Origin of the sequence: Bacillus sp. B4EP4a (assembly GCF_006680105.1) — a bacterium.
GTDB classification, from domain to species: Bacteria; Bacillota; Bacilli; order Bacillales; family DSM-1321; genus Peribacillus; species Peribacillus simplex_E.
Map to the genome: position 1 here is coordinate 1 of NZ_VHIK01000001.1, position 23,842 is coordinate 23,842.

The 23,842-nt window shown below is 37.5% G+C and carries 17 protein-coding genes and 2 pseudogenes; 4 read left to right on the plus strand and 15 right to left on the minus strand.

The genetic code is table 11. From position 1 onward, the window contains the following. The 6 genes and pseudogenes from FNK51_RS00005 to FNK51_RS00035 all read right to left on the minus strand — a co-directional run. On the minus strand, nt 1-414 hold a 414-nt coding region (locus tag FNK51_RS00005; protein ID WP_141992059.1), incomplete at its 3' end, for a fumarylacetoacetate hydrolase family protein. Between the two features lie 270 nt (nt 415-684). Next, nucleotides 685-2,118, minus strand: coding sequence for an alanine/glycine:cation symporter family protein (locus FNK51_RS00010; RefSeq protein WP_141992060.1), 1,434 nt, complete (start codon nt 2,116-2,118; stop codon nt 685-687). Nucleotides 2,119-2,269: 151 nt separating this feature from the next. Further along, entirely contained in the window at nt 2,270-3,265 is a 996-nt protein-coding gene (locus FNK51_RS00015; protein WP_141992061.1) for an asparaginase, read from the minus strand. A gap of 460 nt (nt 3,266-3,725) precedes the next feature. Then, a pseudogene (locus FNK51_RS00025) lies at nt 3,726-4,720 on the minus strand (zinc-binding dehydrogenase). 683 nt (nt 4,721-5,403) lie between these two features. After that, the gene (locus FNK51_RS00030; protein ID WP_141992062.1) at nt 5,404-6,159 is read right to left on the minus strand and encodes a GTP cyclohydrolase II; all 756 of its coding nucleotides are present in this window, start codon (nt 6,157-6,159) and stop codon (nt 5,404-5,406) included. 734 nt (nt 6,160-6,893) lie between these two features. Further along, nucleotides 6,894-8,039 (minus strand): glycerate kinase, encoded by a 1,146-nt coding sequence (locus FNK51_RS00035; protein WP_141992063.1) that lies wholly within the window; start codon nt 8,037-8,039, stop codon nt 6,894-6,896. 280 nt (nt 8,040-8,319) lie between these two features. On the opposite strand from FNK51_RS00035, the gene FNK51_RS27020 reads away from it, so the two are divergent. Next, nucleotides 8,320-8,448 carry a hypothetical protein gene (locus FNK51_RS27020; RefSeq protein ID WP_260399867.1) on the plus strand — a complete coding sequence of 43 codons (129 nt, stop codon included), beginning with the start codon at nt 8,320-8,322 and terminating at the stop codon, nt 8,446-8,448. Nucleotides 8,449-8,991: 543 nt separating this feature from the next. Next, nucleotides 8,992-10,599 carry an FMN-binding glutamate synthase family protein gene (locus FNK51_RS00040; protein ID WP_141992064.1) on the plus strand — a complete coding sequence of 536 codons (1,608 nt, stop codon included), beginning with the start codon at nt 8,992-8,994 and terminating at the stop codon, nt 10,597-10,599. 57 nt (nt 10,600-10,656) lie between these two features. Here the strand turns inward: FNK51_RS00040 and FNK51_RS00045 are convergent. From FNK51_RS00045 to FNK51_RS00055, 3 genes and pseudogenes are all read right to left on the minus strand, one after another. Continuing rightward, nucleotides 10,657-11,885, minus strand: a pseudogene (locus tag FNK51_RS00045) (MFS transporter). A 206-nt stretch (nt 11,886-12,091) separates the two neighbouring features. Beyond that, nucleotides 12,092-13,030, minus strand: coding sequence for an MBL fold metallo-hydrolase (locus FNK51_RS00050; RefSeq protein ID WP_141992065.1), 939 nt, complete (start codon nt 13,028-13,030; stop codon nt 12,092-12,094). Nucleotides 13,031-13,727: 697 nt separating this feature from the next. After that, nucleotides 13,728-14,321 (minus strand): branched-chain amino acid aminotransferase, encoded by a 594-nt coding sequence (locus FNK51_RS00055; RefSeq protein ID WP_098373304.1) that lies wholly within the window; start codon nt 14,319-14,321, stop codon nt 13,728-13,730. 172 nt (nt 14,322-14,493) lie between these two features. Here FNK51_RS00055 and FNK51_RS00060 point away from each other — a divergent pair, with 172 nt between their 5' ends. Continuing rightward, on the plus strand, nt 14,494-15,612 hold the full coding sequence (locus FNK51_RS00060) for an NAD(P)/FAD-dependent oxidoreductase (RefSeq protein WP_141992066.1): 1,119 nt from the start codon (nt 14,494-14,496) through the stop codon (nt 15,610-15,612). 1,156 nt (nt 15,613-16,768) lie between these two features. Here FNK51_RS00060 and glaH read toward each other — a convergent pair. From glaH to FNK51_RS00080, 4 genes are all read right to left on the minus strand, one after another. Then, nucleotides 16,769-17,707 carry a glutarate dioxygenase GlaH gene (glaH, locus tag FNK51_RS00065; RefSeq protein WP_141992067.1) on the minus strand — a complete coding sequence of 313 codons (939 nt, stop codon included), beginning with the start codon at nt 17,705-17,707 and terminating at the stop codon, nt 16,769-16,771. 328 nt (nt 17,708-18,035) lie between these two features. After that, nucleotides 18,036-18,377: a DUF3870 domain-containing protein gene (locus FNK51_RS00070; protein ID WP_076369363.1), complete on the minus strand. Its 342-nt coding sequence runs from the start codon at nt 18,375-18,377 to the stop codon at nt 18,036-18,038. 29 nt (nt 18,378-18,406) lie between these two features. Continuing rightward, nucleotides 18,407-19,624: an L-2-hydroxyglutarate oxidase gene (lhgO, locus tag FNK51_RS00075; protein ID WP_098373301.1), complete on the minus strand. Its 1,218-nt coding sequence runs from the start codon at nt 19,622-19,624 to the stop codon at nt 18,407-18,409. Between the two features lie 14 nt (nt 19,625-19,638). After that, entirely contained in the window at nt 19,639-20,313 is a 675-nt protein-coding gene (locus FNK51_RS00080; protein WP_141992068.1) for a GntR family transcriptional regulator, read from the minus strand. 592 nt (nt 20,314-20,905) lie between these two features. Here FNK51_RS00080 and FNK51_RS00085 point away from each other — a divergent pair. Beyond that, nucleotides 20,906-21,616: a Dph6-related ATP pyrophosphatase gene (locus FNK51_RS00085; RefSeq protein WP_141992069.1), complete on the plus strand. Its 711-nt coding sequence runs from the start codon at nt 20,906-20,908 to the stop codon at nt 21,614-21,616. Between the two features lie 609 nt (nt 21,617-22,225). Here FNK51_RS00085 and FNK51_RS00090 read toward each other — a convergent pair. Further along, entirely contained in the window at nt 22,226-22,798 is a 573-nt protein-coding gene (locus tag FNK51_RS00090) for a site-specific integrase (protein WP_194719377.1), read from the minus strand. 719 nt (nt 22,799-23,517) lie between these two features. Further along, nucleotides 23,518-23,754: a solute carrier family 23 protein gene (locus FNK51_RS27490; protein WP_141992094.1), complete on the minus strand. Its 237-nt coding sequence runs from the start codon at nt 23,752-23,754 to the stop codon at nt 23,518-23,520. Nucleotides 23,755-23,842 lie beyond the last annotated feature (88 nt).

Genomic DNA, 23,842 nt, shown 5'->3' on the forward strand with positions numbered 1-23,842 from the left:
CGCATCTTCTTCTTTGATGTTTTTTCCGCGCTTTCCAATCACCAAGGCTACTTCCCCTTCGAGTTCCACTTGGTTGGATAGATCGTTTGGAGGAAGGATAATTTTCTCCTTGTCTGCAATAAGCGAAGATAATGGCTTTAAGAAGAGAAATGGTTCTACAAGGTTTGCCTCTCCCCCGGTTTCCTTTGCATGACCTGCATATGTCCAGCCGAAATTAACAACTTTCGATGGTTTTACAGGTTCCAGAATTTTTACGTCACTATATTTCAGCTCTACCCCGTCATACTTTATTTCCTTGTTGACAAGTTCAGCAAAACTGCTAGACAGTTGTAATATCATCTCATCCTCAACAATACCGTAATGTATATTGCCTTGTTGATTCTGATAGCGAACTATTTTTTGTAGCACATGCATTATGAAAAAACTCCTTTGATAATTAAGGTATACTGACCTTAGAAAATATAAAATTCGGGTCTCCACCGAAGATTCCAACTCCATAACAGATAGCTCAACAATGAGCTCAGAAAGTGCTGCCCTGGTGGTAGATTATTTTATTCGATTTCATCGAAAAGTTCAATAATGAGCAATGAAATGTAGTTGAAGCACTGATACTTACTTTAAAACAGTCAGACGGAAACGTATGCGGTTGATAGTTAATATGTCTGAAGATCTTTTTTTATATGTTTACATGGTTTTTCTTTTTATAAAAGTGGCAGCATCTTGAGAAAACTCCCAACATTCAAGATTTTCAAGACCTTTAATGCTGTCTTTATAAAAAACAGGATCTTGACCAGCTTTTTTCTGTTTCATATAATCACTTAATGCTGCAAAAGCTACTTTTGATAATAAGAAAACAGCAATTAAGTTTACGATAACCATCAAGCCCATAAATAAATCCGCTAAATCCCATACAAGCTCGACCTTTGCAATCGAACCGAATACAATCATGGAGAACGCGCCTATTCGATATAGAACTAACCATGCTTTACCTGAGTGTAAAAATCGAATATTTGTTTCCCCATAATAATAGTTACCAATTAACGAACCGAATGCAAATAGGAAAACAAAGATAGCAAGACAACCTGATGCCCAGGAACCGATGTGTTCACTTAATGAAGTTTGTGTAAGTGCAATGCCAGTTAGCCCTGGTTGTTTATAAGCATCCGAAAGTAAAATAATAAATGCTGTGCTTGTACAGATGATCAGTGTATCCGTCAATACGCCAAATGCCTGAATAAGCCCTTGTTTCACCGGATGACTTGTTTTTGCCGTTGCGGCAACGTTTGGCGCACTCCCCATACCAGCTTCATTCGAGAATAATCCACGTTTAACTCCATTCATGAACGCAGCGCCGATTGAACCGCCTGCTAGTTGTTCAAAGCCAAACGCGTTATTAATAATAAGAGAAAGAATTTCCGGCATTTTGGTTATGTTCATTACAATGACAAATAATGTCATTCCGAGATATAACACACCTAGAATCATAACCTTGTATTCAGCAATTTTTGCAATACGCTTCACACCGCCAAAGATAATCGCAGCGAAAGCAATTGTCATGAGAATCCCTACAGTTAAACGATCTGCACCAAATGAGTTCTCAAAAGCAATTGTAACGGTATTTGATTGTACTGAATTGAATACAAGTCCGAAAGAAAGCGTAATTAAAATGGAGAATAATACTCCCATCCAACGTTTGTTTAATCCTTTTTCCATATAATAGGATGGACCACCTCGGAAACCAGTTTTATCTTTTACTTTATATACTTGCGCTAACGTACTTTCAATAAAGCTGGTTGCCGAGCTAATAATTGCAATAATCCACATCCAGAATATCGCTCCAGGACCGCCTAATGCAATCGCAATCGCAATTCCTGTGATATTTCCTGTTCCAACGCGAGCGGCCATACCGATACAGAACGCTTGAAAGGGGGAAACGCTGTCTTTAGAACCCTTTCTTCCTTCCATTAATACACGGACCATTTCCTTTAACATTCTAACCTGTACAAATTTCAATTTAAATGTGAAATAAATCCCACAAGAAACAAGCATAATAATTAATAATTTTGACCAAAGGAAATCATTCGTTACTCCAATTACATCATGTAATAATTGTTGCATTTAAACACCTCTTATTAAAATTTACTAGCTTAGAAGATACATGGTTTTTTCACTGTAAAAAAAGATCAACTTCATCAACTGATGAAGTCTGTCCAAAGTCAGGAATTTATAGCTCTCAAATATTTGAGTTAATAGACTTAATGGCAGTATTTCAAAAATTTAACGAAATATCTGCTGCAATCGTTGTTTCCATCATTTCTTTTACCTTTTTAGGATCTGTTGTTTTTCCTAGCACCCACATCAATTTCGGCACGATTGCTTCTGTGTTCATATTTTTAGAACGTACTACACGATCATGGTCAATTTTCCGACCAACTTCATATATACTCATGTCTTCTCCTTCTTCTAGACATTGAGTCGTAATGACAACCGATACACCGTGCTCTGTTAATTCAATTAATTTCGCTAAAATGTTGCGCACTTGAAAAGGTACACCACCACTTCCATAGCTCTCCACAACCACTCCTTTATACAAACCTTTTAAGCAGTCAAAAAATTCTGGTTTTATCCCAGGATGTAATTTCACAACCGCCACATCTGTACAAAGTGATGTATCTAATTGAATGTGTTTCTTTTTTTTGATATGAATGGATTTATTATATTCAATATGGTCATCATGCATCGATGCAACATACGGATAATTAATACTTTCAAAGGCATCATAGCTTTTCGTTCTAAGTTTAATCGCTCTTGTCCCTTGAATGACTTTGCCGTCAAATACAATATATACCCCACCTATTTCTTCACAAGCAAAACGAATGGCATTTGAAATGTTTCGTTTAGCATCTGTTTTACTATACGAAATTGGAATTTGCGAACCTGTAATAACAATCGGTTTTGATGCATCTTGTAACATATAAGAAAGTGCAGCTGATGTGTAAGCCATTGTATCGGTGCCATGCGTAATAATAAAGCCATCGTAATGATCGTAATGATCGTAAATTACATTTGCCAAGTCTATCCAAAACTCTGGTTGCATGTTGGTGCTATCAATGTTCATTAACTCCTTCGTATCAATACGGCAACGTACATTTAATTCAGGTATGTAACTTAATAAATCACCGGCATGCAGTTCAGGTGCAAGTCCGTTTTCTCCTTCAAGTGAGGCTACTGTTCCACCAGTTGTAATCAACATTAATTTTTTCAATGATAATGACTCCCCTATCTATTTACTACAATATGTTTTCCAAAGAAAGTATTCGGTTCGCGTGTGTTTATTCGATTCGCGTACTTTCCATGTAATTATAGTAACATAAATACAATAATTCAAGATAAAAATATTCAAATAATTTTCTTTTGCCATTTTAAAATCTTTAATTGGGACAATTGATTTTATCCCATGTCGGATAATATAACGCCTGTCCAGAATAAAAAACATACAGTTCCCTTAAAGATATTACGCAAAAAAGCGATCCATCAATTTAAGAATCGCATTTGTTCTATTTAACTATTTCTTATTCAACTAAACTGCCGCTTTAGTTCCATATAGAAAAAACTGCCTTAAAGACAGTTCCGATTTCATGATACCAAAAAAAATTTCCATAACAGCGTTATCGTAACAATTCCCTTTGTGAGACAAACTCTGCGTAATGCCATGCTCCAGGGGATTATGGTTTTAAAACGACTTTAATACATTCATCCTTACGATTATTAAAAATTTGATAACCATGACTTGCGTCTTCAAGTGACATTTTGTGTGTGATAATTTCCCTTGGGTCAATTCGTTATTTCTTATTTTTTAATACAATTCTGGCATTAAATGGATGACTGGAGCTAGTCCCATTTTAAGATTAATTATTTCTTATCCAAAATGCACCTAATGGAAATAGATTATAGTTACCCCCGTAAACACCAGTCATTTGCACTGTCCCATACTTCCGGACAGCTTTAGTAGAAATTTGAATAGGTCCTAGGGTTCCGTCCTGCAGTTTGAATTTTTGTTCCAGATACTCTAGGGGTGATTTCTTTCCGTCCATACCTACACAATCGATGACGACATCTGCCCCACCATGAGTAATCTCTTTTAAATGTTCGCCCATATTGGGGTATTTTGTGAACTCAAATACCTCAACTTTGTTCATCTTTTTCGCATGATTGATCCGGTAATCCAAGTAATCAACTGCTATCACACGTTTTGCACCTTTCATCCAGGCAAATTTTTGTACCATCAACCCAACAGGTCCACATCCAAGAACGATAACAGTATCGCCTGATTTTACACCTGCATTTATTACACTCCAATAAGCTGTTGGCAGAACATCCGATAAAAAGAGCAGTGACTCATCTTCCAATTCGTATGATTCCTCGATAACAAAGGGAGTGAAATTCCCAAAAGGGACTTTTAAATATTCAGCCTGACCTCCTGGATGGTTACCGAACTTTTCAGTATAACCAAAGTATCCTCCAGAATCATAATGAGGGTTTGAGTTATCGCATTGGCTTTTCATTTCATGTTGGCAATAAAAGCAATGTCCGCATGAAACATTAAAGGGAACACAACACGGTCTCACCTTAACTATAATATCGTCTTTTTTTCTAATTTTGCATCCTCTACTTGGTTATCTTGTACATGATTTGGTCCTTGATAAGTTACAGCCTTCATAAATGCTGGGCCCTTCTAATTCTAATATTCTCTGTTAACACTCTTAACTATGTTCAGCAAGGAAAGTAAATAATATACTTATTCATTCCTAGCATAATTTTTATGTAAGTTAATAAAGTTGCACGGTTTAATAAAAAAGGAGCACTGTCGATTGCGAAGTATTTTGGTGATAGCGTTCGAATTAGTTATTGTAAGTGTATATAGCGTGAAATAATTCGGGGAAATAAATTTCTGGTAACAAACCATTCCATAACCCTTAGTGACCTAATCTGCCCCTTTTGTTGCATAAGAAAAGGAGCTGCTGATCAGATTCTAAATAATAAAGAAAAGCCCCTAGTTCAACAAAGATTATTTTCTATTTTTGCACTTTTCACAAGTAAAGTTGCATTTCTTATTATTCTCGGAATTTTCAGGAAAATTATTGTATCGGCAGCATCAAGACTGGGATAACGGCAGTAATTACTCCAATTTTCGAAACAGCAATAATCGCTAATTGCACATATACTACTCCAATAATGCACATAAAAGCTGCCAAGGAAGTGCTTCAGAGATAGCGATCATATCTATCTTTCCAATTAAAACAACTACAATTCACATTAATAAAGTAAATTAAGTATATTATATTTTCTTAGTGGTTTAGGATATTGGCCCAGAACAATTATAGGTGTAGATGCAGGATGAGATTAGTCATTTGGACAAATCCTCTCTTCCTCTAAATGACCTGAACGTTTTATCTTTGTCTGGAGATAATTCTCATTAAACTCCGAAATATCTCCCCATAAAGGCTTTCTACCTGCAACCTCCAAACCAGCGTTTTTCAGAGCTTCCAGCTTTTTTGGGTTATTGGTTATAAGTGTAACCGGCTTGGATCTTAGTGCTTTCAGTACTAGTATCGCGTCATTATAGTTTCTGGAATCATCTACAAAACCCAGTTTTCTATTAGCATCAACTGTATCATAACCATTTTCCTGAAGGATATAAGCCAGTGCCTTACTAAAGAGACCAATTCCTCTTCCTTCATGATTGGCTAGATAAAACAACGCACCCACACCATGTTCCACAATCATTTTCATGGATTTTTTCAATTGATAACCGCAGTCGCATCGCTTACTGCCAAATATGTCTCCTGTATGACAAATGGAATGCATTCTGATAATGGCATCATCACTATATGAAAAGTCACCATATACTAACACACTTGATTGCTGCAATTCAGCTAAATTAACAGAAGATAATTTCTCAATAATTCTCTCATAGTTTTCTGTTACTTCGTCACAATTTAGCCAACAATACCATTTGAACACTACCGTCTCCCCATATAAGTTAACTGGTAGTCGAATGGGACCAACTAAATAAATGGCCTTTTTATCTATTTTAATTAACCGAATTTTATCTTCTATAACTGAAAGAACTTTCGAATCAAACTTTGTTTGGGACATAAGTTTCACTCCTTTTTTGAGTTAGTTTAAGCATCGATGCAAAATTTATCCCAATAGAATTTTTCTCAGCTTCTTAGAACTATTTTGCTTTGCATTCGTCCTTAACTCTCCATTTATTCTTATGGATACTTCAAGAAAATGTTAAGGACAGAATAATTGATTATCCCAAATGACAGCAACATCCCCACTTGTTTTTTTCTTCTTTCAAGCTTGTCAATTTGAATAATTAACATACTTCTTCTTATTTTCATTATGTATACCTATACTATTGTGTATTGTATGTTTTGTTCGTCAGTAATTAAATAAAATAGGGTAAGTACCTTTCTTAAAACAAATACAATGAATTTTGCTAAAGGGTGTTAAAGATAGGAATTCAATTAACACTTGATAAGCAAATCTAGTTAATTTTCTATACTCATTCACTTTCGCCCATTTTCAGTTCTTTGTACTAACCTGCCCCGATAGTTGCATAAAGAAAAAGCTGTCTTAAAGACAGCTCTGATTTACGGCTAACGTACCCGTTTGTTCTATAGGAAAGGCATCGGCACCAATTTCAAAAAATGCCCACAGTTAACTAAATAGGAATTCTTATAAACCTTGAGGACTGATCTTTTAAGCGAATTATTTATTTCGAACCCATTCAAAAAGTATCCAATCGTTTCAAGCTCTTCTTCATTTTTAACTTGAATTGATAAGATTTCTTTTATCTTGAAGCTCTTTTAGAAAACAATTAATTACCTCCTATTTTTAATCGCTCCCAAAAAAGTCCGCATTACTTGTTCGGCTGAAACTTCCAACAATTCAGCTCCTCTTTCCATAGCTTCCTTTAATGGCATAGGAGCGTTCACTAAACTATGAACACTAGTTACTCCATGGTCATATAAAACTTCAATTCCAGTTCCGATTGATCCTGCTAAAACAAATACTGGAATATCGTGCTTTTTGGCTTCTTGTGCAACTCCCATTGGTGTTTTGCCTGAAGCTGTCTGGTAATCAATTTGGCCCTCACCGGTAAAGACACAATCAGCATCGGACAATTTTTCAACCATTTTCGTATGCTCCAACACAATATCGATGCCCCTTTTTGTTTTTGCTGGGAAAAAGGCTTGAAATGCACCTCCAATTCCACCTGCAGCACCCGCACCTGCTTTATCATGCAAGTGTATGCCTGTCTTGATTTCCACTAAATCAGCCCATGATGATAAAGCTTTATCAAGCAATTCAACCATGGCAGGAGTGGCACCTTTTTGAGGTCCGAATACACTTGATGCTCCATCCGGACCAACTAACGGATTCTGGACATCCGAGGCAATCAAAAACTCGGAATCTGCAATTCTGGAATCAAAATCTTCCGTATTAATTTCTGATATCCGCGATAATTCGGCACCCCCGAATCCCAGCGGTTTACCATCTTCATCAAACACCCTCATTCCCAAAGCCTGGAGCATTCCAACACCCGCATCATTGGTAGCGCTTCCACCTACAGCTAAAATGAACTTTCTACAGCCATCATTCAATGCTTTTTGAATAAGCTCCCCTGTTCCGTATGTAGTAGTGATCAATGGGTTCAACTCATCTGGATCTACTAGGCACAGTCCGGATGCACTGGCCATTTCAATCACGCATGTTTCCTGATCACCCAAGATTCCATATGCTGCCTGAACGTCTTCAAGTAAAGGTCCTTTAACAGTCACTTCAACTTTTCGACCATTCGTAGCTGCCACAAGGCTATCCATCGTACCTTCCCCGCCATCCGCTACAGGAACCAATTCTGTCTCCGCATCCGGCAGTGCCTTCTTGACCCCTCGCTCGATTGCTTTGGAAGCTTCTAATGCTGACAAACTTCCTTTATAGGAATCTGGTGCAATAACAATTTTCATGCTCAGGCCCCCTTTGAATATATTATAAATTATAATCTTTGGAAATATTTTAATCACCGTTCATTCTATACGAAATTAGTATGACATGTTGTTTGTTTTTTGGCTATACCAGTAAGTATTCTGTTATTTTCCCAACTTCCTAAAGTATAAGATTGCTAAAGGCTTAAACTAACGACCATCCCCTTTTTCATTATAAGTTATAGCTTGTTTGTATGAAAACGAATACCATTCTGTTATCGAAAACTTGATAATAACTAAAAATTCTATAAGGATGACTTGTATGCAAGAAAGTACAATGGAAATTGTCAAACCAATAGAATCAACCGAAATATTATTATTATTACGGATGATAATGGAACCATCACCGCCTCTGGAAATCGTGACGCATCGTAACTACTGCGATTGCTGAAAATAGTATAGACCAAAGACTGGATACAGTCATCATACATTAAAAGCACTTTGTTATTCGAATCGGTTTGAGCTCAATTGTGGAAAAGGAATCATACAAATGTCACTCTTTCCGGGAAGCTAAATCAGCACTTTTACTAAATATACTGCGGAAACAAAGTCACTGTTGGAAAGGATAGATGACCGGACGAAACGGAAATCAGAAATGAAACTAGGCAGCTTATCAAAAGTTGGTCGAGACGCTGTAACAATTTTTCCTTAGTAACTTAAATGACCGGGTATGTGCCCTTATATACCGAATAAAAAATCAAGGTAATTACAGGGTATAATCCACAGGAGCTGCATGATGAAATAACTTTGCAGTTAGCCATTTGGGTAAGACAATCGAAAAGGAGAAATTGAAGATATTAAGAAGAAGACGGTCTATTTATATTAACTCATTCTATCCCTATTAAATCCTTGCATTGGAAATCTGTATAATTGATCGAATAACCGAGTAGATTAACAATACATGATTTTTTTTGCATATCAGGAGGGATTTTGAATGAGTGGCATCGCAAATATTTTAATTATCCTTGGATTTACCGTTATTTTCATCGTTATCATCGTCTTGGTTTTCCTATTACTTTATATGGTTTTCTTTGACCGCACGCAGAAGCATCATGCAATTTTAAGAAATTACCCCGTGCTCGGGAGAATACGTTACTTTCTAGAAAAAATTGGGCCTGAAATGCGGCAATATTGGTTTAACAGTGATAACGAAGGAAAACCCTTTTCCCGGGATGACTATGAACATATGGTGAAAAGTTCAAAATATTTACGGGATGTAATAGGTTTTGGTTCAAAACGGGATTTTGATGAAGAAGGCTTCTTTGTTAAGAATAGCATGTTCCCAAAATTGGCCGAAGAAGAAAAATATGATCGAGAAACAAAAGTGACGACTAAAAGATACATTCTAATGAAAGACCCGCTTTTCTCACAGCGAGAAGAAAAATGGGGAGATGAAGTGTCCTCTGCATTCTTATTGGATGATACAGATGCCGTGATCATCGGCCCAAACACTAAGCACCCCTTTCGATTAAAAGGTCTTATCGGCATGTCCGCCATGAGTTATGGTTCTTTGGGGAAGAACGCAATCACTGCCCTTTCTGAGGGATTGGCTGCAGCAAAAGGCACATGGATGAATACAGGGGAAGGCGGACTTTCTCCTTATCATTTAACCGGCGGTGTCGATATAATCATGCAAATCGGGCCAGCCATGTTTGGGGTTCGTGATAGTAAGGGCGAGATGGATTGGGATGAGTTAAAAAGAAAAAGTGAAATACCAGAAATCAAAGCATTTGAAATCAAATTGGCTCAAGGTGCCAAAACTCGCGGAGGGCATATTGATGCTGAAAAAGTGAATCCGGAAATCGCTGAAATCCGTAAGGTCGTTCCATACAAAGCGATCGATAGTCCGAATCGGTTCCATCAATTCAATGACGTAAAATCCATGTGCGATTTTATTGAAAGAATCAGGGAACATACAGGCATCCCGGTCGGTATCAAAATGGTCATCGGCGGCAATGACAGTGTCGAAGAGCTTGCTAGTTATATGAAAGAAACCGGGAAAGGTCCGGATTTCATTTCATTGGATGGCGGTGAAGGCGGCACGGGTGCTTCGTATCAGGAATTGATCGATAGCGTAGGATTGCCGCTAAAATCCGCGTTGCCGATTTTAGTATCGACACTGGAAAAATACGGCGTCCGAGATCGGGTTAAAATCATCGCCTCCGGTAAATTGTTCACGCCTGATAGAATCGCCATTGCCCTATCCATGGGAGCCGACCTTGTTAACATAGCACGTGGTTTCATGATTGCGATAGGATGTATTCAGACGATGAAATGTCAATCCAATGCTTGTCCGGTCGGGGTAGCAACCACTGATCCGGAACTGCAAAAGGCACTTGTCATCGATGAAAAGAAATACCGTGTGGTCAATTTTCTTGTTACCCTTAGAAAAGGATTATATCGAATCTCAGCCGCTGCTGGTTTGGATTCACCTATCCATTTTCAACCTAAGCACATTAGCTATAAGGATGATAAAGGAATTGTCACATCCCTTGAAGATATCATGAAAGAAGTAAAAGGACAAATAGGTGCCAGGCAATGAAAAAACCACCGCCCAAGTTTGATGGGCGGTGGTTTTCACTTTATCAAAAAGGATGTATCAGGCATGTAAACGAATATCCCCTGTCTGCTCTTTTCCCTTACCCATCAGCTTTCCATAGCGAAAATAAACATAAACTGCAGCTATAAAACCAGTTACAGACAGGAATGCATCAAATATGAAGATGATTGATATATTCCCGCTTCTCGACACCCAACCCGTTACAAGCGGCATAACTATAGACGCCAATCCAGCAGCTGTTGCCACGATCCCGGTCACTGTTCCTTTTTTTCTCCAGAAAAATTCCGTCATTATCGTAATGGCTAATTGAAAGATCCCCGCAGTGGAAAGTCCGATGAAAAATGCCGTGATGGAAACAATGAACGGTACTTTAACCAAAAGGATCGTAAGGATTGAAATAAAAGTTATGATCGGATAAATCATGATAACCGTTATTGGCCGGACGATCTTTTTTAATAATACGGATAAAACCAATACAGAAATAAGCGCCCCTAAACTATAATAACTCAGTAATTTGATGGAACTGGCCATTGTCATGCCCACAGCTTGCTGACCATAAGTCGGAAGCCATATCTGTGAAACCGTGAATAATCCTGTTGATGTGAAACCGATTATCACGAGAGCAAGTCCCTCTTTACGTAATACTGGTTCTGAAATGAATTTCATTCTCCCGGTACGATCGTCCACTTGTTTTTCCTTATACATATTCGTACTTGGAAAAGAAACGGTGAAAAAAAAAACATCAGATTCAATAGATAAATGGCAGCAGGAATAAAAAAGGCATATCCATAAAACATCTCATGATTCGAGAAAAATAATATCATGAACGGGAGAAGAAATGCTCCAGCAGACATGAATGCTTTCACCAGTACGCTGGCAGAACCGGAAGCTCTTGGGAAAAGCTCTGTTAAACCGGGATATGAACCGGCATCCATTGACGAATTAGCGACACCTGCAAGGATGGTAAAAACAAAAGCCAAATGATAATTTGGTGATAATGGAATACCGATCAAGAAGATACCCATTCCCATTGATGAAGCAATAAGAAATGGCTTTCGCCCGATTTTATCTGATAAATATCCCGTAAATGCATATGTAAGTAATTTCCCCACCCCTATAGCTGCGATGATATAACTTACCCCGGCACTATCTGTATCCCATTGCTCCGTTATATACGACATATTCGATGCGAGCATGATATTGTCCATACCTAACAGGAAATAATTAATATACACTCCTGATGCTGTTTTCATATACATGTTCTTCATCTCAAAACTCCCAACCTGTCTTCAGTAAACGTTCTCCACAGATTCAATATTCATAAGAATCTAAAAATAACCATAACATTTTTTCCTTTTACGTAAACAAAACCGTTTAAACTTATTCATTAACTAGTATATTTAAGACAGTGTGACTTGCGTTTTGAATGCAAAAAAAGCTCATATGACATGAGCTAGAATCAATGTTCAATATATCAAATGGATTGATAATACCATTTGCCATCACGTTTAAACTTTCTGCATTGGTCATTCAAAAGAAGGTATTCAAGGTGGGCCAATGTTTCACCAACAGCAAACCTGGTTTCGTGAATGGGCAGATTTCCAAATAAGATATGGCAAGCACTTTTTACAGAAATCGGCTCTTTCATGTTTTCATGAATTATATGCAACCTGTCCTGATGGTGGTCCAACAATTCAACAATTCTTTTATTGGCATTTTGAAACGTTTTCCCATGTGAAGGGATGACATATTCAACATTCAGCTTTTGTATTTTTTTCAAAGAAGTAAAAAACTCTTCCAATGGGTTGCAGAAACCTTTAAACCAATACGAAATATTTGGAGATACCCTGGGCAATATATGATCTGTCGAGAAAAGGACACTTTTTTCCTTATTGTATAATGATATCAGGCCATCAGAATGCCCCGGCGTGAAAATTACTTCATACTCATATTTGCCAAAATGCAGCTTCATTCCTTCTTCAAGATGATGATTTACAGTAGGATAGGGTTTTACTTGGGGCATGAATCCACTTTCGTCACTGGATAAGGCGACGGCTACCTCGTCTTCCATTCCACATGCCTTATAATTTTCTTTAAGCAGATTCAGCGAATCCGTTTCCCAATACGTAGTTCCCGCATGTTCATCCACTTGTGTCATCCAAACATCCGCACCGGTTAATTGTTGTAATGCCCCTGCATATCCGAAATGGTCTGGGTGATAATGGGTGATGATAATATTGGTAATATCGTGTTTTTCGATAATTGGGTTCCATAAATCCTTTGTCGTTTTGTTATTTAATCCCGTATCAATGATTGTCCACCCTTTTTTACCTTCTGCTAGGAAACAATGGACATGATCCAACCTAAAAGGCATTGGAATGGTAACTTGTGTAACTTTCAATTCATTCAGCAAATATAACTTCCCCTTCCGATGTAACTTTATTTACATGAACAAAAAATCAAAAAACAAAACATTTAAGTTTATTAAATAAAGGTATATCATTAATCAATTCGACGAATTCTTTCAAGTTCCTTTAATCAATATCCATAGCCATTCGATTAAAATCCAGAAGCCATGGCCTGGGGCATTGGTTAACTCAAGAAATAAAAGAACTGCCCTTAAAATTAATGGCTACAGTTTTTTTGGGGGGACTGTAAAAATATGACCGTTTATTTCCACTACAGGCACTCGCTTTCCGAGGGAGTCTCGCCACTTCCGTTCCAATCAACTTTGTTTTAACAATAAGAAAGAACTCCTTTTTTTCCTACAGTCTTTTTATAAATATAGAAGAATTAAAGCTTAATGTGATAAGGGTACTTTCTAAACATTATTCTATTCAGCGAGATCAACTTGAAATGATTACTATAGATCAACTGGTGCCATCGAAACATTTGGTCGTAAACTGGAGACGGCCATTGTTTTCTCTTTCATGTATGACTTGGTGTAAGATATGTATTCAGAGGTATGACACCCAGGTATGATCCATTTATTATTCTCTATTACTGCTTCAAATCCAATAAAAAACCAAAAAGGTTTCGGAATGAGAGCATTCCGAAACCCTTTTGTCTACAAACTGACGTATCATTAAAATTAATGGCGGTACCTCGTTTTACATATCTTCCTCGATTGTTTGAACAAGGATAAAAAGAAAATGATAGATTAAATTAAATGCTTCTTCTAATAACATGTCTTCTCTAAACCCTTTTAAGTTATCCAAGGCAAAATTCACGTCCCATAGCCCGTCGCCCTGATTAAACATTAAACTGAACGATCCAATTCCTCCTTGAAGTTCCTTAGTTAAATACGTTTTTAAAACTTCAGCCATTTTTTTCTGGAATTTCAATCCAAACATCGCGTTATATGTACCGAAAACATCATCGACTTCTAACGAAAGTGCCTCAACACCGATTAATTCGAACCATTGTGATTCAAAGTAAAGGAATTCATCTTTGTTTTTTTTCAAATACTCGATAGGTTGTGATAAAAATGCAGAGTTCTCTTCAGAGATTAATTCTTCGCTCTCTTTATTACTGCGCTCCATATAAGCATCTGTAAAACGGGATGCATTTTCTTTTTCCACTATAATGATATCATCAGCAATTAATTTATGCTTTTCTACATAATCCTTTTCTTCATTAAACAACTCAACCTTTTTATCGGTTACGGATTTTGATATGTATGATTCCATTTGTTTTTTTAACATGATTTGTCCTCCTAGTATCTTTTCAAGCTCTCGCAATTTCAATCATAGCATATTCCCTATAGATAAAATAACTTTGTGAAAGAAATTACAATGCCGATTGTAGCAATCAATTCGTGTCTTCGATATAGTAGTGGTAAGAGTTAATACATTTGAGAGAAATGAGATGTTGAATATGCAAAAAATCATTGTAGTTGGTGCAGGAATTTTGGGGGCTTCAACTGCTTATCAGTTGGCTAAAAATGGGGCTGAAGTGATCATTATTGACCGTCAAGATGTCGGTCAGGCAACATCTGCAGCTGCAGGAATCGTTTGCCCGTGGATATCGCAAAGGCGCAACCAAGCTTGGTATCTCCTTGCAAAAAATGGAGCGGCTTTTTATCCCGGTTTAATTGAAGAACTTGAACGGGACGGGGAAACAGAAACTGGTTATGCCCAAGTTGGGGCCATAAGTCTACATACAGATGAAGCTAAATTGAATGCCATGAAGAACCGGGCGGCAAAACGGAAAGAAGATGCACCGGAGATTGGGGCGATCACATTGCTTTCCGCAGAGGAGACCCGTGCCTTATTCCCGCCTCTTTCCAGTGAATATGCAGCCGTTCACGTGAGTGGTGCCGCGCGGGTTGATGGACGCGCACTTCGTGATTCCTTATTGCGGGCATCACAAAAAAACGGTGCACAACTTTTGTATGGTGAGGCTATACTTTCATATAACGGTGCACAAGTGACAGGTGTAACATTTGGAGATGAATTCATACCTGCTGATAAAGTCATTGTTTGTGCTGGCGCTTGGGCACCGGAATTACTGAAGCCACTGGGCGTGAATTTTCAAGTCACCTTCCAAAAGGCTCAAATCATTCATCTGGAAACGCCAAATGAAAATACGAATAACTGGCCTGTGGTCATGCCTCCGAGTGATCAATATCTTTTGGCTTTCGATAATAATAAAATCGTTGCGGGGGCAACTCATGAAAATACGGTAGTTTTCGATAACCGAATGACCGCAGGTGGGCTGCAGGAAGTTTTCAACAAAGCCTTGCAAACCGCTCCCGGTTTGACGGATAGTATGTTTGTTGAAGCAAGGGTCGGTTTTCGCCCATTCACGCCGGGATTCCTTCCTGTCATGGGTCCTCTACCTGACTGGGAAGGCATAATCGTAGCCAATGGTCTTGGAGCTTCCGGTTTAACAATGGGCCCATATTTAGGCTCCCTATTGGCAAACCTCGCACTTGATAGAAAAATCGAAATCGATATAGAAAATTATGATGTAAGAGGCGCACTTTTCACATAACTTCCAAATCATTACCTATTGGCTTAATAATGAATATCGACTGATCTGAAAAATACCCAGATTCAGTTTTTTTCAAATGGTCCTCTCATAAAAAATCAAGGACCTTTAATGGGTCCTTGATTTATAAATTGTTTAATTTTTCGAGCAGGACATTCTTGTGGGAATTTGACAAATTCTTCGATTCAAAACTACCGCAAATATCTATGTACCATTGAACAATATTTGCTTGTGCAGCAAACATCGTTTATACCGAATGATTTTTCTCTAAAGGAAATTGTTGAAGCCACAAATAACCATCCAAACATTTTTTCTCTCATACTTGACTGTTGATGGTTCAGTTACTTTAATCGTTTTCAATAAAGTAATGTATCTATTTATTTTTTCCATTGTATGAAATGAAAAAATGAGAATCTTCTATTTCAAATTTTTTCCTCTATTTATTAACATCAGGTCCACATACTTCTTCATAAATAACTTTTAACTCTTCTATAGTAAGTGATTTTAAAAATTCCTCTAGTTCATCCATGTTAATGCCTCCTATAATAAAGAACATTTGTTCTTATTATAATCTTCAAAATATCACTAGTAAATAGCTAATTTTACTTTTAACACTATTAGATGAATTATAGAATGCTTAATCAAATGTTTCCCCATCCTTTAATACCTATATAAGTTTCATTGAGCATAAAGTCCTCCTCTTTAACCAACGGTCATTTCCTTTGAAAAATAGTGCTGTAACATCATTTTCATTTGCTCTTTATTTGCTGCAAATTGCTTATGTCGATGACCATTTCCTCCAGATGGATGAGGAAATCCTAGAAGTATGTTGTTAGCATCCAAATAATCTTGACCCGCTAAATAGTTTAAGAGTTAAAAGAATTGGTCATTAATGTAATGATTAAATTAGGTTTCAATGATGAAACAGGAAGATTAAAGAGAATATAGATTAGAATAATTTTTACACGCTGATAGCGTTAGTTCAAGATAACAGGTAGATGCCCCATGTTTAAGGTCCTCTTTTTCCCTTCCATTAACAACATTACTCTTTAACTGAACCTTAAAAAAAAGATAAATTGCTTTCCAACCCTTCGGTTGAAAAGAATTTATCTTAAAATGGTGTTTGGGGATGAAAAAAATTTGGGTTTACAAAATGAAACTATTGATTGAATCTTCCGCGCTGGCGAAGTAATTCACGGTTCAGGTTCGGATCTTTTTCAAATGCAGCGCGTCCGTGAAGCCAGAATATATTATTTACGACAACTAAATCTCCAACAGGCAGTTCCAGTTCAAGGACACTTTCATCGCTTTCTAATGAATTGGATAAATCGCGTAAGTATTTGGCTTGTTCGATTGATTCTGGATAAACGAATTGATCGATAAAACATATACCAGGTTTGTTATTATGATTAAAGAAAGTCAATCTTTCAATCTCCTGATCAATGTTCTTGCTTTTTGGAGCATTATACTTGAATTTGTGGCTGGATAATGGATGATTCACATACATATCAAGCTCTTTCCAATCGTCTAAGTGCAATAAACGTGATTCGCCACCGCGTGCATTTTGTTCGATCATCTTCATCATTATTAACCAATCCGTCGGTTCATCTACAAAGGTGCCGTCCGTATGAAGGGTAAATAATCGATAAGCCTGACGCAAATACGAATCACTGCTATCCGTGTCTTGAACACTAAAGCGGGCATAATATTTTCCTGACATTGCATCATGGTTTGGAGTTCCCAGCAAGTATGAAATGGCCGTTGCAAAAATGACGTATTCATCCGTATTTTCCGTAACACCCTCCAAGCCTAGGGTGAAGCCGCCGGATTCCCGATCATGAACGATGTTCCGAAGCACTTCACCAAAATCTTCACCCACTTGATCCAATAGATATGAAGCAATGATGAGTCGTGCATATGGTGTATATTCCAGATGCTGAACAGACTGATTATTCTTCGATACGGTTTCTAAAAAAGCGGCAATGGCCTCTTTTGAAATTTCAATATGATATAAACGGCTGGATTGAGGGTGAACTTTCACCTCATATTTTTCTGTTTTCCTTTCGAACTTAGCTCTCTTTTTTTCTGCAATGCTCATGAATAATTCCTCCTGTTATTTGTAATATAGGTGACAAAGTTAACGGGAAATATAAAAAGCCAGTCGCACATGATCCCCAAATAAAATAGGAATCAAACTGTACAACTGGCTTATATTCACTTCACTGCTCTATGCGAATAGAGTCACAGCGAATATGCAGTTTATGTAAGATTTATTTTTCCTGTTTCCAATCATTATGATCTTTACACGATTCTGAAAAGGTATTTTCCAAAAGGTGTTAATGTCATAATATTGGCTTAATTCCATTAAAACGTTTTTTCGTAAAATTGTCAACACTTTTAACATGTTATTCTGAAAAATTATATTCCTAACTTGATAGTTTCGATTTATCTCCTGCTTTAATTTGCTGAAAATGGAGATCCAGGTCCTTCAAGGCAGCAATCAATGCATTAGCCGCCTTCCCCCGATAATAAGATTGAATTGATTCTATCGCATCATCAACACCGTCATTTAAACTGATCCCTTTTAATAAACGCCCAATAAATTCCCTGCCGTGCTCTGTTGCCAGTGTACAGGAAGCTTCCAGGACAACCCCATATTTAGCATCGACTTCTGCAGTGATGGTCAGTGTTTCAAAGACACTTTTCGCTGCCATCCCTTGAGGTAAACGTGCATGACCTGCAATAAAAATTGTTTTACCATTGAACATGAGGCTTCTTCCTCTCTCTTTAACGAATTTTATTTTGTCAATACAGCTTCCAATAAGTGTGATTGTTCCGGAATGCGGTTAACAACCTCTTTTCCAATTTCAATTGAGGCTGTTGCAGCAGGTGAAGGTGCATTACATACATGGATGGTGCGTTTCCCCATTATAATATGAAAATCATCCACCATATTACCATCATCCTGTAATGCCTGGGCCCGTACTCCAGCAGGTGCAGGGATTAAATCATCTTCTTGAATTTCCGGAATTAACTCCTGCAGGCTTTTTGTAAATTGCTTTTTACTAAAAGAACGGACATATTCATCCATCCCTTCCTTCATGAATTTACTAGCCAGCTTCCAAAAACCTTTATAGCTTAAAACTTCAGTTAAATCTTTCGCATTGAAGTCCGTTTTCTTATAACCTTCCCGTTTGAAACTTAGTACAGCGTTTGGACCGGCATCCACTTCACCGCTAATCATCCGCGTAAAATGGACCCCCAAAAATGGAAACTTCGGGTTCGGTACTGGATAAATTAAATGATTGACAAGGAAGCGCTTTTCGGGCTTCAGTTTAAAATACTCACCGCGAAACGGAACAATTTTCATATCAGTTTTATACCCAGCTGCTGCTGCGATACGGTCACTGTGCAGTCCTGCGCAATTAATGACCATTTTTGCCTTAATGGTACCGTTGTTCGTATCGATGATAACATCATCGAAACCCTCGTCAATCTTCTCAACCTTTGTTTTCAGCTTAATTTCACCGCCGTTGCCCCGGATGATATCCGCCATCTTTTCACTTACCTGACGATAATTGACAATGCCGGCTTGCGGGACGCGAATCGCACCAAGCCCATTAACATGTGGTTCGATTTCCTTTAACTCATCCACACCGATTCTTTGTATAGCCAGTTCATTTTGCAAACCGCGAGAATATAAATCATCTAAAAGGGGCAACTCTTCTGGCTTTGTTGCAACAATGACCTTTCCGCAAATATCATGTTCAATTCCATGCGTCCGGCAGAATTCCGTCATTGATTTACTACCTTGACGGGCAAACCGTGCCTTGAAACTGCCCGGTTTATAATAAATTCCTGAATGAATGACGCCGCTGTTATGTCCCGTTTGATGATCTGCAACAACAGCCTCTTTTTCAATGACTACCACTTTAGCATTAGGAAAACGCTGGTAAAGTGCCATTCCCGTCGATAATCCTACAATTCCTCCGCCAACAATTGCGAAATCATACACAATTAACACTCCTTTTATTGATGATTTTTAGTATTCAGCAACTCCATATACGTAATTAAATTGTTCTTAGTCCGTAAGATGTGAAATTCTACTGCTGCCCTTAGTTCTGCAGGATCCCCTCTTAGTGCCGCTTCATATATCATCCGGTGTTCCCGTTGCGTTTCTGGGTAATAATCAATCAGCAAATTCGGCGCAATGGGTGAGATCCCCAGCGTTTCTACCATTTTTTGAACCCTAGGCCATGGGCACCCTTTTCGGAGGGTTTCATGAAAAGCCGCATTCAAAAGGATATAATGCTCATTGGTTTCATCAGATAACTGAATTCCTTCCATTTCAATCAAAATTCCCTTTAGTTTTTCTTTGTCCTCCTTTGTTAAGTAAGGAAGTGATTTTTCTACTGCAAGACCTTCAAGCAGAGACCTGGTATGATAAATCTCTTCAATATCATCACGGGTAATCGGTGTGACGATTGCTCCTTTATGGGGAACCATTTCCACCAACCCTTCCAGTTGAAGTTGTGTAAGGGCCTCACGTATAGGCATCCTGCTAACTTCCAGGCGATCGGCCCACTCCTCTTGGATGAGTCGCTCTCCCTTTTTCAAAGTCCCATTCAAAATCGCTTTCCTAAGACTTTTGGTTACATTTTTAACGATTGTTGATTTATCTCTTCCAGAATTAGCATTATCCAATTCAGCTTCCACCTTTCGATATTGGATACAATTTTAACTATATCAACTATATAAAGCGATTACAATACTGAAAATTAAATATATTGTATCCAATCTAAAAATAAATGGATACAAAACATTAGATAACCATCTACTTGAGATCTGATTATTATTTCTGGCCCCCGTTGAAAATATAGTCTGGATTTTGAAAAGTATTATCCTGATGGAAAAGTGGAAATACATATTGTAATTATATAAGTGATAAAAGCATCTATTATGTGAAATAAGCCTTAAAAGTAGATACTTTATTTAGCTCGCCTTAAGGGCATGAACCCCGTCACCCACCGGGACTCATGCCTTTTTATTTCACCTTTGTTCATTAGGGATTTGAGATAATCCTCCTTTAGCAATATGACTTATCTTGTCCAGTCCATTATGTAGTAGTTTCTTAGAGATGGACTTCTCTTTTAATAATAGTTTTTTTGTATCAGGATGCATTAATATTTTATCTGATGGCTCCAACCGTGATAAAATCAAACAAATATAGTTATGAAACATCATATATAAAATATGAAATTGCCAAAAAGTCATTAGAATAAAGGGGAAAATATGAATGGCGGAATTAAATGAATGGAAAAATAGTGCTCGCGGGCATAAATTCATAGCTTCTTTTAGCGGAGGAAAGGATAGTGTCTTAGCTCTATATAAAGCAATGAAGATTGGCGAACCTGCAGGACTGATCGTCATGCTGGAGGAAGAAGGAAAACGTTCCAGATCCCATGGCATGCCTCCGGAACTCATACGTGCCCAAGCTGAATCTATAGGTTTGCCCGTATATACTGCAGCTGCCAGTTGGAGTGATTATGAAGAAGTATTTATGCGCCTTTTAGAAAATGCAAAAAATCAAGGTGCTGAAGTGTTAGTAACTGGAGACTTGGATATGCCCGCCCATGGCTGTTGGCATGATAAAGTTACGAAGAATGCTGGATTGAAGCTTGGAATGCCTTTGTGGGAAATGAACCATCGTGAAGCTGTCGAAGAGTTCTTGGATCTAGGATTTGTAACGATCATTGTAACCGTTAATTTATCATTGGGAATGCGTGATGATGATTTAGGGCGAAAGTTAACCCATGAATACGTGAAGGAACTTGAAGCTCGCGGCATTGACCCCTGTGGAGAAGGTGGAGAGTTCCATACCACAGTAATAGATGGGCCTATTTTTAAACAGCCAATTCCCGTTCGAAAATGTGAAATTATTAAGGACGGAGAATATGCTTTTTTGCCTTTGGAGTTAGATAAGAAGGCGGATAGGGGTACCTTTTAACTGAAACTAATTATCCATTTTCCTTGCGAGCACAATACTGCACCCCAATTATTACAAGTTCTCTAACAATTGGGGTCAGTTCATATGATGAGTCATTTGACAGTAGTAAAATTTTGAATACAAGTTAACATAATATTATTATAGTAATTATATGCTGAGACACCTTCATTCCTGATAACATCTGTTACATTAATTGTTCAAAAAGTAGAATAACAGTATTTTAGAAGACTAAATGTTTCTAATATTTTGTATTGATAAGAAATTGAATGATTTTATCCAAGAATTAGTATGGGATGATATCAACAAAAAAAGACTAAATTCGAGTCTTTTTTGAGAAGTCATTCGGTCGAGATAAGGCCCTCACCAAACTCTTATAATTTTCAAAACTCTCAGTAAGGTCGATTTCCCTAGTAAAAGACGTATCCCTTTCCGACAGGCCTTGAACGGTGAAGCTCTTTTTCTTTCACCTCTCCACACCAAAAGTAACAGTTTCTTCTACCCATTCATATATTTAAATAATGTTTAATCTGGAATAACTCCCTATTACAGGACTGTGATATCAATATAAAAATACTGAGTAATACAGGAGTTGTACTTCGTCCTGTTCAGTTAATAATAGAAATCCATTAACGTTTCGTCCATTAAATCCTGTGTGAGTCCTATATAAATCATCGTATCTTTTGGATTGGAATGATTAAGGATTTGTTGCAGTAAAGCTATATCCTTGAATTTTTGGTAATGCAAATAGCCGAAGGTTTTTCGAAGGGTATGTGTACCGACATCCGGAATGTCTGCCATTTCTGCTGCCTTGTTCAGGACCCGATAGGCCTGTACCCTAGTGATTGGACCATTACCTTTTCGACTTGGAAATAAATACTGTTCATTTTTCAGATTCGATTTCCGGACATATTTCCTTACTTCCTTACGAAGTTGAGGATTGACAAGGAACCGCTTAATTTTATCAGTTTTTTGCTCAACAATGACTATATGCGTCCCCTCAAGAATATCTTTCACTCTCAATTGTAAAAGATCCCCTATCCGTAACCCAATGTTTATCCCAATTGAAAACATCATATAATCCCTGTAGCTGCAATATTTTAATAATGACTTTTTCATCTTTTCTATGTGATCCAACCGGCGTATCGGCTGGACATTCTTTATTCTTTGAGAGGTTGCTTGCATGAATGGCTCATTCCCCTTTCCCCTTCTTTCATTGTACGTGAACAGGTGAAAAAAAGGCAAGTTTTATAAATCTTGATACCCCTATAAACCTTGATTTAACGCGTTTTTGAATGTATCAATACAGGTCCTTTGTTACATTCGGAATATTCTTATAAAAATGACCGTGAATAATGTTAAATCTAGTATTCTTCATTAACGGCATTTACAGCCTCATAGAGCGTTTTTATATCATCCTTAATGAATGACTCTAATGATTTCAACCAATACCTTTAAAAGCTAAATATGGAGCTCGTTTTTTATCTTATCTATATTTTTGTACGAAAATGCATCATATTAAAATTCACTATTTTTTAAACATTTTCTAAAATTGTATGCATTAGCCATTTGTATAGTGGCCATACCAACAAAAGGCAGGAAACATACGCTAAGAGTAATTTCTGTTTAAAAAAGCCAATTTTCCCTGTACTAAGGAATCATCGGCCTTTAATATTATTGAATGTAACTCTAGTAACTTGATTCCAACCATTTATAATTTGACCAATCCACAAAACATTCCAGATCCAGAGCTAAAAGTACGCCCATTAACAGACCATTGCCGATAAGGGGACGAATATATATAGGAATCGTAGCGAACACTTCCGCAGGAATGTTCATAATAAAGATACCAAAATGTGTCGTAGTAGCAATTCGGGCATATCGTTTTAGAATTAAATTGAATATTATGCAGCGGTACCGAATAATTGTATATAGGCCATAAATAAGACAGCACTCCCTTTTCTAACAGGAATTGTAGAAAATAAGGCTCCTAACGCAGGCACAAATCCAAGAAAAGTGAAAAGCGCTCCTCTGATAATTAAAGCTACTCGATCTAATATTTTTGTACTTTCTAAAAAACCAATAGACGAAGTATACGGTCTATATGGGATTAAACCAAGTGCAGCACCAATAGCGGACAGTTTAGTTCACGGGATCATGTCCCACGAACCCGTACGACCTATCCTGGCTACTTGACAACACAATCAAGTGAGCCGTTTCAGATAGTTG

Coding starts and splice junctions, on each gene's coding strand:
- FNK51_RS00055 (WP_098373304.1), bottom strand. CDS start 14,321: ATGTTAAAAAAACAAATGGAATCATACATATCAAAATCCGTAACCGAT.
- FNK51_RS00070 (WP_076369363.1), bottom strand. CDS start 18,377: ATGTTCAATGGTAAAACAATTTTTATTGCAGGTCATGCACGTTTACCT.
- FNK51_RS00030 (WP_141992062.1), bottom strand. CDS start 6,159: ATGTCCCAAACAAAGTTTGATTCGAAAGTTCTTTCAGTTATAGAAGAT.
- FNK51_RS00090 (WP_194719377.1), bottom strand. CDS start 22,798: ATGCAAGCAACCTCTCAAAGAATAAAGAATGTCCAGCCGATACGCCGG.
- FNK51_RS27020 (WP_260399867.1), top strand. CDS start 8,320: ATGCAAGAAAGTACAATGGAAATTGTCAAACCAATAGAATCAACCGAA.
- FNK51_RS00010 (WP_141992060.1), bottom strand. CDS start 2,118: ATGCAACAATTATTACATGATGTAATTGGAGTAACGAATGATTTCCTT.
- FNK51_RS00085 (WP_141992069.1), top strand. CDS start 20,906: ATGGCGGAATTAAATGAATGGAAAAATAGTGCTCGCGGGCATAAATTC.
- glaH (WP_141992067.1), bottom strand. CDS start 17,707: ATGAGCATTGCAGAAAAAAAGAGAGCTAAGTTCGAAAGGAAAACAGAA.
- FNK51_RS00060 (WP_141992066.1), top strand. CDS start 14,494: ATGCAAAAAATCATTGTAGTTGGTGCAGGAATTTTGGGGGCTTCAACT.
- FNK51_RS00035 (WP_141992063.1), bottom strand. CDS start 8,039: ATGAAAATTGTTATTGCACCAGATTCCTATAAAGGAAGTTTGTCAGCA.
- FNK51_RS00040 (WP_141992064.1), top strand. CDS start 8,992: ATGAGTGGCATCGCAAATATTTTAATTATCCTTGGATTTACCGTTATT.